This window comes from Bradyrhizobium sp. AUGA SZCCT0182 (assembly GCF_018130185.1).
Lineage (GTDB): Bacteria > Pseudomonadota > Alphaproteobacteria > Rhizobiales > Xanthobacteraceae > Bradyrhizobium.
Genome location: NZ_JAFCLY010000029.1, coordinates 103907 through 115473, shown reverse-complemented (window position 1 = coordinate 115473; position 11567 = coordinate 103907). Strand labels below are relative to the sequence as shown.

The window sequence follows — 11567 nt, the reverse complement described above, 5'->3', positions numbered from 1 at the left end:
CCTGTCAGGGTCACCGTCCAGCCCTCGGGCGCAACACCGATCCCGGTGCTCTCGAAACTGATCGCGTGGTTTGACATATCGTTAACTCCCGTGAGGAAAAGCGTGGCCGCAATGACGGCTCCCCTGAATCTCGCCGCTGAAAGCCCAGCGCGCGCCAAATCGACGGCGGCTGATATCTGGCCAGAAGCGGGCTGCAGATTGCGTTCGTTTGGAGGAAATGGCGGCATTCGTTCGTCCATGTGCATATTGCCTCGACGAGTCGAGTGCTGCACAGTTCTTGGACCGAAGCCTCAAGGGGAGACTGTACTTCCCCTGGGCACGTCATAATTCAGCAGGGCGACGAATGCAACATCAAGCGGCGGCTAAGGCCCGCTGAACAGGATCGGTTATGGACAGCAACGGTTATGTACATCTGCTGGCAGGTTTCGCTCTTCTGATTTCGACGCCGTGCCTCGCGCAGGATTCGCTCGTTACCTACAAATCCCTGGCCCCCGGAATCGCTCTCGAACTAGCCCAATCCGCCCTCGCGAATTGTCAGCAGCGCGGTTACCAGGTCGCGATAGCCGTCGTCGATCGCTTCGGCGTAACACAAGTGATGCTGCGCGATCGCTATGCCGGGGCTCATACGCCCGCGACGGCATCGAGCAAGGCGTGGACGGCGGCAACCTTCCGCAGTAGCACCAGCAACCTGTTCACCATCAGTCAGCCCGGCATGATGCAGGCGGGAATTCGCAATCTTCCGGGCGTGGTTGTTATTGGAGGCGGACTCGTCGTCGAGGCAGGCGGTTCGCTGGTCGGCGCGATTGGCGTCTCGGGAGCGCCCGGAGGCGATGCCGACGAAGCCTGCGCCAGGGCAGGAGTAGAATCGATACAAGGGAAGCTCGATTTCTAAATTGGGCGCTTGTCGTTTGAGCAACGGCTCACGGCATGTCTCTTCATGCCACGAAACGGACCTGCCGACCGGCTCTGACGATGTCCGTTCACCGGGGTAGACCGGAAGTCGCCGTGGTCCGGTCGCACCGACGCGAATCGGTTAGGCGGGGTGAGTTGTTTCAAAAGACTTTGGCGGGGTTAGCCGGAGTCCTTGTTCGACGATGCCGAGAGGGTCACGGCCGCAGCTTCCGCTTCCAAGCAGGTTGAGGCAGCTGAGAGTGAATACTCCGAGGTTCGATCGGCGGGGGGACGCCAAGCGGGCGCCGATCCCTTATTTGCTGGAGTTCGGCTCTTTCGTCTTGTTCCATTTGCTCAAAAGCTTGGAAGGAGCGATAAATTTCGTCAGACTCGCGGTCTAGCTCTGCCTGAAAATTTGCAAGTTCCACCGGGTCCTCGGGATCGACGCAGCCGGCGTGGCGCATTTCTTCGACCCATTCGTCGAATCGGGCCAACCGTTCTTCTTCTGCTTCCACTTGACGCAGGTCCCTTAGTATCCGCCCGCTTTTCGGCTTGTCACTCACGGCACGCGTCTCACAATCGCCTGAGCTATCCGCATCATATCCGCGTCGCTCCCGCATCCTCGCAGGGAATTGACACCATAGAGGACAATGCGCGTGTTCTCGGCGGTGTAGTCACCAATTGGATTTAGGCGGTCAATGCTGGGGCTCGTTGGTCGATAGGATTTTTCAGCATCATCTTGCCAGAACTGCAGTCCCGTCACCGCGCAGCAATAATTATGCTGCTTCAGTTTCGCCATTACTTCCTCAAGAGTGATCGTTATTTTTGCCGCGACACGACCATTCTTGCCCTTTTTCTCCTCCCGTCGTCGCGCATCTGATATCGCGGTACGCATGCTAGCACGCAAGCGAGCGATCGTTTCGGGTGGTGGTGGTGGCGCTTTGCCGCTAAACACAGCTATTGATCCAAAAGTCGCTTATTCGCGGTTATAATTTCCAGGTTGCATCCAACAAAGTCGCGGTCGTCTGTCATCAACACCACATCCTCAGATGCGCAATACTTCGTTGTAATCATATCCGTGAAGTCCATCGATCCGTCGCAGAATTTGTTCAGTATTTCGGCGATGTCGTAGTGATCGCCCTTTACCGCCACAAACTCGCAATCATCGAGAATGTTCAGACAGTCATCGCGTACGGATTCCATCACAGGAAGGAATTCACGCGTCTTTCGATACTCTTTGTAGGACGGAAATCTATCCGGGTTGTCTGAGCATCGCTTGTGCGATTCATATTCAAGTTTGCAGCAGCGGTTGCAATACTCGCCGAGAATGTAGTCATTCACTACGACAGTATTCCCGTTTGCCAGCAGTTTCTTGTAGGACTCGCTATAAATGTCGGCACGATGAGGTGCAGAACCGGAATAGCCATTCAGAATAAGCCAAATATTTGCGTCGAAAAGCACGCGCCGGCCTTTTATGGACACCGCCTTTGCGTCAATCGTCTTGCTCATCACCTAAACCTGTTACCTCACGAAAGGCTTTAGTCGCAGCTTTTGGATCACGGAAATACGTTTTAGCGCGGTCAACGACGAGTTTCAGCCGCTTTAGATGCCAAGGTTCAGCGTGAGCAGGTGGGGCTAACATAGCTCTGAGCTGGTCCTCAGAAAACTCGCCGTACAGCTGTCCTACGGCGGCGTTTAGAAAGGCCGTCGTCATGCGGGTCACATTCTGAAAGGACAGCTCGACACGATGGTGAGCTTTGAATGCGGCGAGAATTTCGTCATGGACCTTGTTACCGTCTGACGCGGCGACACAAATGCCCCCTCCAACCACGCTTGCGATCTGAATAGTTATTAGCGCCATTGTTACCAAATCTCGGTGGGGTTTGGTCCGTCGACGAAGTCGTACTGGTGTTCATCTGAGGTGTTGATCTCTAATACGACCGAGGTTCCAGGAAAAGGTTGCGTCAAACGCTCCTTTATGACTCCCTTGTGGCTTTGCGACCACAATCCCGAACCGGACACGATCGTTAACTTTCCACTGTTCATCCGAATGAAGTCCCGAAGCACCTTTAAGCCTAATCCCCCGGGAATGTCACCTTGGCGCGTGGTGTTGCCGCTGATCACCGCCCATTCAATGGCTTCTGAGTCAGAGTGCCGCACGATACCTGATTCTCGTAAAGAGCCAGCTATTGTACGCCCGCCATCCACGATAGAAAAATCAAGCAGTTTCATTCTTGGGTAAAACTGACCGCAAACTACCACTCCCGTCTGCGATCGAGAGTGAAGTGCAGAATTGGCAAAAAGCTCGTCTACCCCTTCGTAAAATTTATTCTCGAGCGCCGCGCTCATCTGTGGTCGTTCACTCCTACTCAAATGGAGACGGGCGTATTGAGAGAACGCAACTCCGTCCTCCAATCCAAATATGCGGACGGGCATTGCGGTGTTTGAACGATCCTCCACCTTCTTGCGAAACAGGCCGTTCTTCTGAAGCACAAGCCTGACGTTGGGCCTTGTTTCCATGCAGCGAACTGCGTTGTTCCTCAATTTGGCATGTAGGGCGACTATTGCGAAGGCAGATGCGAGGTGCCCATCCATCCAGTTGACCCGCGACATGTTCACTCGGATTTCTTTGCCCGCCAACGTGGACATTTCTTCATGAAGCTTTCCAAGGCGCGCGAAGCCTTCTGCGTCAGACTGGAGACGTCGCGCGTTCAATTCGATCACCACGACCTTGGAATCTTCGGTCAAGCTGCAATTCCTCACATTCACGAAGCTTTCTTACAACGAGGGAAGGCACGGGCGAAGCGTTGCCTCCAAATGTTTTTCAACGGGCACGAGCACGCCTGGCAGCACGTAAATATATGAATAAATTTGGGTATTGGTGAGCGCGAAGGGATTCGAACCCTCGACCCTATGATTAAAAGGCACGCGTGCGGGAGGTGCTCAAAATAAGGATTGAGCTTCAAAGCCCCTATTTCCCGCACTTTCGACTTAAGCCGTTGCGATCATTACGATCGCTGACATTGGGTCCATCTTCTAGGTCTTGAGCCGGGTCACAACGAATATTCCCAAAAAAAGGGGCCGCTCGGTGGCGGCTAAGTGGTTGAAGAAGCCACGCGCTGCGGCCGAACGACGGAACCCGCCGCGGTCGCTGTCCCACTGTTCCATTTCATATTCCACAATTTTTTGGGATGACTCAAATTGGTCTAACGAGGTCCAAAAGCGGATCATTTCGGTTGTCTGCTCGGCTATGGGGCCTTAGGGGAGGCGGGAAACTTTACGGTTCGTGCCTTGGTGCCGTCGTTGGGTGAGAGCGCTAACACCTTCATCGAGCGTAATTGCGAATAACGAGCGCAGACGATATCAGACCCGTCGGTGCGGGGGCGCCTCAAAATAGTCTTTCGCGTTCAAGGGCCGTCTTTTGCCCGCACCTTTCGACAAGACCTTGATGTGCTAGGGTAATCCGACTTCCTCCGAGCGCACCACAAATCATGCAGTTTGGGCCCAACCCAATCGATTCGGTGGAAACACGTGATTCTTCTCAGTGCCACAGTGGCGAAACCGTTGGGAATCGCCGGGGCAGGCGGAAGTAGCCTTGCTGTTACACCGTTCGCGTAAAACAACAGGGCATCGCCGGCTACCCGGTCCGATGACCGTAATTCGGCACTTCCAAATCTATCCGGGGCACGTGAATGATTTTCCTGGGCTACGCCTATCGATTCGTCTCCAACTTCGTGTTCCTGGCGCTGGTCTATTTCGCCCTTAACTTCCTGGACAAATATCCGCAGCGCGCGGTGGTGGCGATCCTCGTGCTGGTTTATGCCGCCATGCATGCCGCCTCTGCGTTGCGTTCGTTTTATTTCTTTCAGCGCATCGAGCGGCTGGAGATCGAGGCGCGGCGTCTGGCCAAGGTCGCCGCCGAGGGGCCGAGCTCGGCCGCTGCCGCCGCGGCCTCGCGCAAGCAGATCGTCACCGAGGTCAGCGGGCTTCGCCACGCCGGCGAGATCAAGGCCTATATCGACCTGCTGTTCCTTGCCCTCGTCATCCTGCTCTGCATCGCCAAGATCGTGACGAACTGAACGAAAATTCGGCGCATTTTTTTTTGACTTTCTCGATCTGCGTCGCATGGTTGGCGGCAGCTTTGCCGCTATGCCATGCATGCGGGAAGCGCTGCGCGGCATAGAACTTGCTCCGCGCGAAGCGCGAGTCTGCGCGGAGCGCGACAATGCGAGGAGTTACCTGTCCGATGCTGGCTGTCTATTCGGATGACAACGCGCTGCACGATCCCGATCATTTCATCTCGCGCGGCGTGAAAATCGCGGTGCGGGAATCGCCCGAGCGGGCCAACCAATTGCTGGCCGCGTTGCGCGATGGCGCGCACGAGATCCGCACGCCGCGCGACTTTGGCCGCGACGCGCTGCTCAGCGTGCACGACCCGCGCTATATCCATTTCCTCGCCAATGCCTACGACAATTGGCAGACTTTGCCGCAGCCGCGCGGCCCGTTCGTGCTGGCCAACAGCTATGCCATGCGGCAGATGAAGACGCTGCCGACAAGTTTCGAAGGCCAGCTCGGCTTCTTCCTCTCGGGCAATTCGGTGCCGATCGGCCCGCAGAGCTGGCGCGCGATCGCCTCTTCGGCGAATTGCGCGCTGGAAGCGGCTGACGCCGTGCGCAGCGGCGCGTCCGAAAGCTACGCGCTGTGCCGACCGCCCGGTCACCACGCCTATGCCGATCTGGCCGGCGGCTATTGCTACCTGAACAACTCGGCGCTCGCGGCCCAGCATCTGCGCGGCCGGTTCGCCCGCGTCGCGGTGCTCGACGTCGACGTGCACCATGGCAACGGCACGCAGGGCATCTTCTGGGAACGCGGCGACGTCCTGACCGTCTCGATCCATGGCGATCCCAATACCGGCTATCCCTGGCAGGTCGGCTATGCCGGCGAGCGCGGCGAGGGCGAGGGGCTCGGCAAGAACCTCAATCTGCCGCTGCCGCTAGGCACCACTGACGAGCCCTATCTGGCAGCCCTGGACCACGCGCTCGCAGCTGTCAGGGCGTTTCAGCCGGAAGCTTGCGTCGTGGCACTCGGCCTCGATGCATTCGAGGAAGATTCGTCAGAAATGATGCGGGTCACCACCGCGGGCTTCGGCGCCATCGGGGCGCGGATCGGGGCGCAAAAGCTGCCCAGCGTCATCATCCAGGAAGGCGGCTATGCTGTCGACGCCCTGCGCCGCAATCTCGGCAGTTTCCTCAACGGATTCCTGTCGGCCCGCGGCGGCTGAGGGCAGAGCGTTTTCCAGCGAAGTGGATACCGGTTCGCGTCAAGAAAACGCGTCAAATCAAGAATCTAGAGCCCCGTTCCGATTCAATCGGAACGGAAAAGGCTCTAGAATGCGAAATGGCGGGAACACGCTTTTCGTGGTCTGCTCCCACCGATCAACAAGAATCGGAGCATTAATCCAATGACGGGCAGACCCAACTCCCTCGCGGCTCGCGATGTCGCCTCGCTGATCCATCCCTATACCAATCTTGACAAGCACAAGACCGACGGGCCGCTCGTCATCGCGCGCGGCGAGGGCGTTTATGTCTACGACGAAACCGGCAAGCGCTATCTCGAGGGCATGGCCGGGCTGTGGAGCACCTCGCTCGGCTTCAGCGAAAAGCGCCTCGTCGAGGCCGCGCGCCGCCAGATGGAGCAATTGCCGACCTACCACATCTTCAACAGCCGCTCGACCGAGCCCAGCATCGAGGCGGCCGAAGAGCTGCTCAAGATCGTGCCCAAGGGGCTCGGCAAGGTGCTGTTCGCCAATTCCGGCTCGGAGGCGAACGACCAGGCGGCGAAGATCGTCTGGTTCTACAACAACGCGCTGGGCCGGCCGCGCAAGAAGCGCATCATCGGCCGCGTGCGCGGCTATCACGGCATCACGGTGTTTTCCGGCAGCATGACCGGGCTGCCCGCCAACCACACCGAATGGGATCTGCCGGTCGGCGGCATACTGCGGACCGACTGCCCGAGCCATTATTTGTACGGCCGCCCTGGCGAGAGCGAGGCGCAGTTCGTCGACCGTCTCGTCGCCAATCTGGAAGACATGATCATTCGCGAGGGGCCGGATACGATCGGCGCCTTCATCGCCGAGCCGGTGAACGGGGCAGGCGGCGTCATCGTGCCTCCGGCCGATTACTTTCCGCGCATCCAGCAGGTGCTGCGCAAATACGACGTCCTGATGATCGCCGACGAGGTGATTTGCGGCTTCGGCCGCACCGGGGAGATGTTCGGCTGCGATACGTTCGGCATCGAGCCCGACATCATGACCGTCGCCAAGGCGCTGTCATCGGCCTATTTGCCGATCTCGGCCACTGTTATCAGCGACACCATCGCCGAGGTCATCACCGCGCATGCCGGCAAGCTCGGCAATTTCGCCCACGGCTTCACCTATGCGGGTCACCCCGTCGCCGCTGCCGTCGCGCTGGAAACGCTGCGCATCTACAAGGAGCGCGACATCGTCTCGCAGGTGAAAGCGCTCGCACCGCATCTGCAATCGCGGCTGCGCGCGCTCGGCTCGCATCCGCTGGTGGGCGAGGCGCGCGGCGTCGGATTGATTGGCGCGCTGCAACTGGTCGCCGACAAGGCCACACGCCGGCCGCTGCCGCCGGCCGAAGGCATCGGCGCCTTGATCCAGCAGGGCGCGATGGCGCGCGGCGTCATCGTCCGCGCCGGTCCCGACGCGGTGTTCGTCTGCCCGCCGCTGATCATCACGGCGGAGCAGATCGACGAGATGATGGACGCCGTGGCAGCGGCGCTCGACGAAGCGCACGCGGTGGCCGAGCAGCGCGGGTTGCTGGGCCGTGCGCAGTCGGCGGCGGGCTAGCGCTTCTTCAGGCCGGCCATGCGGACCTTCTTGGCCGGCTTGACCTGCGCATGTTTGGCAGCGCCCTTGCCGCCATGTTTTGCGTGCTTGGCAGGGCGTGCCGCCTGCTTGGCGGACACTTCGTGCGCGGCAGGCGCGGTCGGCTCTACCTTGCGGGCGGATGGCGGCGAATACAGCATCGTCACGCGGATCGATTCCGGGAGCTTGAACACGCCAGGCGCCGGGACCGGCAGCGCGGGCGGGTCAAGCACCAGCGTCACCTGCCGCGACCACAAGGCGTCGCGCAACGCGCGCCGCTGCGCGCGATCCACTGGGGCCGTATTGCGCCAATCGGAGTCCGACAACGCGGGCGCAGGCAGGGCCGCGGTCGCGGTATAGGCAAAATTCGGAATTTTGGGCCAGCGTGACGTCGCCACTTGCTCCGATATCGGATGCAATTGCCATTGCGACGGCTCGGTCGGCGTCGCCGGCCGGTCCGCTGTCGCCGGCACGACATGGACGAGGCGGTAGCCGCGGGCTTTCAGATCGCTCAGGATTCGCGGCAAGGCTGCGACGGTGCGCGCCTGGATGTCGTGCAGCAGCAGGATGCCTTTGCCCTTGGCCTCGAGCCGCTGCATCGCGAGATCATAGACGCGCTGCGATGAGACCGGCCGCCAGTCGTCGGCAGGAAAATCGGCGCTCCAGATCTGCAGGCCTTTTGCTTCGGCATATGCCTCGATCACATCGGAACGGCCGAGGCCCGGAATGCGGAAGAACGGCGACGGCGCGGTGCCGTCGGCGAGCGCTGATGTGATCGACGCGATGCCGTCCTCGATCTCTTTTTTGGCGCCATCGATCGAAAGCCGGTTCATGTTCCCGGGATGGTTCTGGGTATGGGTGGCGATGGTGTGGCCGGCATCGCGCATCTTGCGCACGCCCTCGGGGTTGGCGTTCGCCTGCCGTCCGACCAGGAAGAAGGTCGCCTTGGCGCAATGGGCGGCGAGGATATCGAGGATCTGGTTGCTGTATTTCGGCAGCGGACCGTCGTCGAAGGTCAGCACCACCTCATGATCTTCCAGCGGCAGCGTCTTGGCATATTGCATGGTGCCGATCAGCGGATATTGCCGCGGATCGACCACCAGCGTGCGCGACGTGCCGATCGCGTCGGGATGCCCGGGGCAATTGGCGGCCGGGGCGGCCTGCGCCGAGACGCCGGTCAGCATTCCCAGAAACATTGCGGCTGAAATTGCGGCTGAAAAAGTAAGCGATGCCCGCTGACGGAGCCCCATACCTGCGCTAGCGATCATAGAACCCCGGCTTCATTCCCAATCGAACGTTGGTCCGCGCGGACCGGTATTCGGTTCACTCGAAAAATGCCTTGTTTGCAATCCTTAACGGCGGGCCATGAATGCCGCCTTAATAGCCGAAATACCACACTTATTTCGGGTTTTGGACAGCCCTGGCGGTGGCCGCCGCGGCTGCCGGGACGATATGGACCACGCGGTAACCGTTGTCTCTCAGATAGCGCAGGAACGCCGGCAGCATGGCCGCGGTTTGCGCCTTGGGATCGTGCAGCAGAATGATCCCCTTGCGGGCGGCCTGCAGCCGCTCGGTGAGCAGCTTCAACTGCTGGGCCGGTTTCATCGGCTCCCAGTCGCTGGCCCAGAGGTCGGCGCCGAACACCGATATGCCGCGGTTTTGCAGCAGGTCCAGCGTCGCCGGCGTCATCTCGAAATAGGGATAGCGAAAGAACGGCGTGCTCGGGGTCGCCGTCGCGATCCCCGGGGTCGTCGTGGCGGTGCCGTGAAGCGCCTTTTCAACCGCTGCAAAGCCCTTGTCGATGTCGGCCACGGCCGCATCCGGCTTCATGTGTTTGATATTGGGATGCGACCAGGTGTGGTGCCCGACCGTGTGGCCAAGGGCTGCAATCCTGCGCACCAGTTCCGGGTGCGCCGAAGCCGACCTGCCGATCAGGAAGAAGGTGGCGAGCACGCATTCGCGCGCGAGCGCGGCCAGCACCTGGGGCGTCGTGCCCGGCCACGGCCCGTCATCGAAGGTCAGGACCACCTCGTGGTCTTGCAGCGGCAGGGTCTGCGGAAAGCTCTTCAGGCCGACGCGCGGTGAGGTAGCGGCATCGACGCGCAGAACCCGTGAGGTGCCGAGCGCGTCCTTGCGCGGGCATTCGGCGGCCGTGGCCGCTGTGGCCCACACCGTCGCGGCCGCGACGGCTGCGCAGAGCGTCCTGGTGAATCCTGGGGTCATTCGCCGTTGTGCATCTTTAGCATTGCGCTTTGCGTTGCCGATTGGGTAATGCGTGCAGCGATAACTCAAACGCAAGTTCTGTCAAACCGGCGAGGCGCGGCATGGCCGAGGATATCGACGTTGCCCAAGCCGCCGCGCGACCCGTTGACGGGTCGGCGCTCGATCCCGCCTTGATGCGGGATGAAGAGGGCCAGATCCGCCACGAGTTTGTCGAGGAAATCACGCGCGCCATCAAGGCCGCCGATCGCCCCTTGCTATGTGAGGTCGTCGCCGAGTTGCACGAGGCCGATCTCGGCGATTTGATCGGCGCCCTCGAACCCGACGACCGCGTCCATCTCGTCGAGCTGACAGGCACCGATTTCGACTTCTCGGCGCTGAACGAGGTCGACGACGCCGTTCGCGAGGAAATCCTCGAAGAGCTCGAACCGCAGACGGTTGCGGAGGGCGTTCGCGAACTGGAATCGGATGACGCCGTCGAACTGCTCGAAGGCCTCGACGAGGAGGACCAGGAAGAAATCCTCGAAAAGCTGCCGCCGTCCGAGCGCGACGCGCTGGAGCGCAGCCTGCTGTATCCGGAAAACTCCGCCGGCCGGCGGATGCAGTCCGAATTCATCGCGGTGCCGCCGGACTGGAACGTCGGGCAGGCGATCGACTACATGCGCGACACCCCGGACCTGCCGGAACGGTTCTATGAAATCTACGCGGTCGACGGCAACCAGCACTGGCAGGGCGCCGTCTCGCTCGACACGCTGCTGCGGGCAAGGCGGCCGGTGCCGCTCGCCGACCTGATCGAGGAAGACCGCCGCCGCGTCTCCGTGCTCGACGACCAGGAAGAGGTCGCGCGGATGTTCGGCAAATACAATCTGGTCGCAGCCCCCGTGGTCGATACCACCAACCGGCTGGTCGGCGTCATCACCATCGACGACGTCGTCGACGTGATCGAGGAAGAGGCCGATGAGGACCTGAAGGCGCTCGGCGGCGTCACCAGCGACGAAGAATTGTCCGACACCGTCTGGACCATCGCGCGCGCCCGCTTCAACTGGCTGCTGGTCAATCTGGCGACTGCGTTTCTGGCATCCTCGGTGCTCGGCCTGTTCGAAGGCCAGCTGGAAAAGATGGTGGCGCTGGCCGTGCTGGCGCCGATCGTGGCGAGCCAGGGCGGTAACGCCGCGACCCAGACCATGACGGTGGCGGTGCGGGCGCTGGCCACCCGCGAACTTCATTCCAACAACGCGCTCCGCGTGGTCTTGCGCGAGGCGATGGTCGGTCTCGTCAACGGGCTCGCCTTTGCCGTTATCACGGGCGTCGCTGCGGTGGCGTGGTTCAAGATCCCCGGCCTCGGCATCGTGATCGGGCTCGCCATCATCTGCAACCTGATCGCCGGCGCGCTGGGCGGCATCCTGGTCCCGATCGTGCTGGACCGGGTGCGGGCCGATCCGGCGGTGGCGTCCGGCACCTTCGTCACCACGATCACCGACGTGGTCGGCTTCTTCTCGTTCCTCGGCATCGCCACGCTGTGGTTCGGGCTGAAATGAGCAAGGGGTGTGGCCAGTATCGTTAATCGGGC

12 protein-coding genes and 1 pseudogene are annotated in these 11567 nt (G+C 60.8%); 5 read left to right on the top strand and 8 right to left on the bottom strand.

Features of this window, described 5'->3' with window-relative positions; genetic code table 11:
- A pseudogene (locus tag JQ611_RS27285) lies at positions 1 to 239 on the bottom strand (hypothetical protein); the annotation flags it as partial.
- A gap of 149 nt (positions 240 to 388) precedes the next feature.
- Here JQ611_RS27285 and JQ611_RS27280 point away from each other — a divergent pair.
- On the top strand, positions 389 to 892 hold the full coding sequence (locus tag JQ611_RS27280) for a heme-binding protein (RefSeq protein WP_212467135.1): 504 nt from the start codon (positions 389 to 391) through the stop codon (positions 890 to 892).
- A 214-nt stretch (positions 893 to 1106) separates the two neighbouring features.
- On the opposite strand, the gene JQ611_RS27275 is transcribed toward JQ611_RS27280, so the two are convergent.
- The 5 genes from JQ611_RS27275 to JQ611_RS27255 all read right to left on the bottom strand — a co-directional run bounded on the left by JQ611_RS27275 (position 1107) and on the right by JQ611_RS27255 (position 3639).
- Positions 1107 to 1454 carry a hypothetical protein gene (locus JQ611_RS27275; protein ID WP_212467134.1) on the bottom strand — a complete coding sequence of 116 codons (348 nt, stop codon included), beginning with the start codon at positions 1452 to 1454 and terminating at the stop codon, positions 1107 to 1109.
- Positions 1451 to 1786, bottom strand: coding sequence for a hypothetical protein (locus tag JQ611_RS27270; protein WP_212467133.1), 336 nt, complete (start codon positions 1784 to 1786; stop codon positions 1451 to 1453). The genes JQ611_RS27275 and JQ611_RS27270 overlap by 4 nt, the downstream gene beginning before the upstream one ends.
- 62 nt (positions 1787 to 1848) lie before the next feature.
- The gene (locus JQ611_RS27265) at positions 1849 to 2400 is read right to left on the bottom strand and encodes a hypothetical protein (RefSeq protein ID WP_212467132.1); all 552 of its coding nucleotides are present in this window, start codon (positions 2398 to 2400) and stop codon (positions 1849 to 1851) included.
- Entirely contained in the window at positions 2384 to 2752 is a 369-nt protein-coding gene (locus JQ611_RS27260) for an STAS-like domain-containing protein (protein ID WP_212467131.1), read from the bottom strand. The genes JQ611_RS27265 and JQ611_RS27260 overlap by 17 nt, the downstream gene beginning before the upstream one ends.
- A 2-nt stretch (positions 2753 to 2754) precedes the next feature.
- A complete protein-coding gene (locus JQ611_RS27255) occupies positions 2755 to 3639 on the bottom strand; it encodes a hypothetical protein (RefSeq protein WP_212467130.1) in 885 nt (294 codons plus the stop codon).
- A 944-nt stretch (positions 3640 to 4583) separates the two neighbouring features.
- On the opposite strand from JQ611_RS27255, the gene JQ611_RS27250 reads away from it, so the two are divergent.
- The 3 genes from JQ611_RS27250 (at position 4584) to JQ611_RS27240 (ending at position 7759) form a co-directional block, all read left to right on the top strand.
- Entirely contained in the window at positions 4584 to 4970 is a 387-nt protein-coding gene (locus JQ611_RS27250; RefSeq protein ID WP_212266175.1) for a hypothetical protein, read from the top strand.
- A gap of 167 nt (positions 4971 to 5137) precedes the next feature.
- Positions 5138 to 6172, top strand: a complete 1035-nt coding sequence (locus tag JQ611_RS27245; RefSeq protein ID WP_212467139.1) for a histone deacetylase family protein — start codon at positions 5138 to 5140, stop codon at positions 6170 to 6172.
- Between the two features lie 180 nt (positions 6173 to 6352).
- Positions 6353 to 7759, top strand: a complete 1407-nt coding sequence (locus tag JQ611_RS27240; protein WP_212467129.1) for an aspartate aminotransferase family protein — start codon at positions 6353 to 6355, stop codon at positions 7757 to 7759.
- Here JQ611_RS27240 and JQ611_RS27235 read toward each other — a convergent pair.
- Together JQ611_RS27235 and JQ611_RS27230 are read right to left on the bottom strand one after the other, a co-directional pair.
- The gene (locus JQ611_RS27235; protein WP_249133487.1) at positions 7756 to 8973 is read right to left on the bottom strand and encodes a polysaccharide deacetylase family protein; all 1218 of its coding nucleotides are present in this window, start codon (positions 8971 to 8973) and stop codon (positions 7756 to 7758) included. The two genes, JQ611_RS27240 and JQ611_RS27235, sit on opposite strands and share 4 nt — an antisense overlap.
- Positions 8974 to 9175: 202 nt before the next feature.
- Positions 9176 to 10000 (bottom strand): polysaccharide deacetylase family protein, encoded by an 825-nt coding sequence (locus JQ611_RS27230; protein ID WP_212467127.1) that lies wholly within the window; start codon positions 9998 to 10000, stop codon positions 9176 to 9178.
- Between the two features lie 101 nt (positions 10001 to 10101).
- Between JQ611_RS27230 and mgtE the strand changes: the two genes are divergently transcribed.
- On the top strand, positions 10102 to 11535 hold the full coding sequence (gene mgtE, locus JQ611_RS27225) for a magnesium transporter (protein WP_212388117.1): 1434 nt from the start codon (positions 10102 to 10104) through the stop codon (positions 11533 to 11535).
- Positions 11536 to 11567: the final 32 nt, after the last annotated feature.

What these genes read in the sequence shown, in the direction of transcription:
- JQ611_RS27250 (WP_212266175.1), top strand. Translation starts at nt 4,584, where the DNA reads ATGATTTTCCTGGGCTACGCCTATCGATTCGTCTCCAACTTCGTGTTC.
- JQ611_RS27245 (WP_212467139.1), top strand. Translation starts at nt 5,138, where the DNA reads ATGCTGGCTGTCTATTCGGATGACAACGCGCTGCACGATCCCGATCAT.
- mgtE (WP_212388117.1), top strand. Translation starts at nt 10,102, where the DNA reads ATGGCCGAGGATATCGACGTTGCCCAAGCCGCCGCGCGACCCGTTGAC.
- JQ611_RS27235 (WP_249133487.1), bottom strand. Translation starts at nt 8,973, where the DNA reads ATGTTTCTGGGAATGCTGACCGGCGTCTCGGCGCAGGCCGCCCCGGCC.
- JQ611_RS27265 (WP_212467132.1), bottom strand. Translation starts at nt 2,400, where the DNA reads ATGAGCAAGACGATTGACGCAAAGGCGGTGTCCATAAAAGGCCGGCGC.
- JQ611_RS27280 (WP_212467135.1), top strand. Translation starts at nt 389, where the DNA reads ATGGACAGCAACGGTTATGTACATCTGCTGGCAGGTTTCGCTCTTCTG.
- JQ611_RS27270 (WP_212467133.1), bottom strand. Translation starts at nt 1,786, where the DNA reads ATGCGTACCGCGATATCAGATGCGCGACGACGGGAGGAGAAAAAGGGC.
- JQ611_RS27230 (WP_212467127.1), bottom strand. Translation starts at nt 10,000, where the DNA reads ATGACCCCAGGATTCACCAGGACGCTCTGCGCAGCCGTCGCGGCCGCG.
- JQ611_RS27260 (WP_212467131.1), bottom strand. Translation starts at nt 2,752, where the DNA reads ATGGCGCTAATAACTATTCAGATCGCAAGCGTGGTTGGAGGGGGCATT.
- JQ611_RS27240 (WP_212467129.1), top strand. Translation starts at nt 6,353, where the DNA reads ATGACGGGCAGACCCAACTCCCTCGCGGCTCGCGATGTCGCCTCGCTG.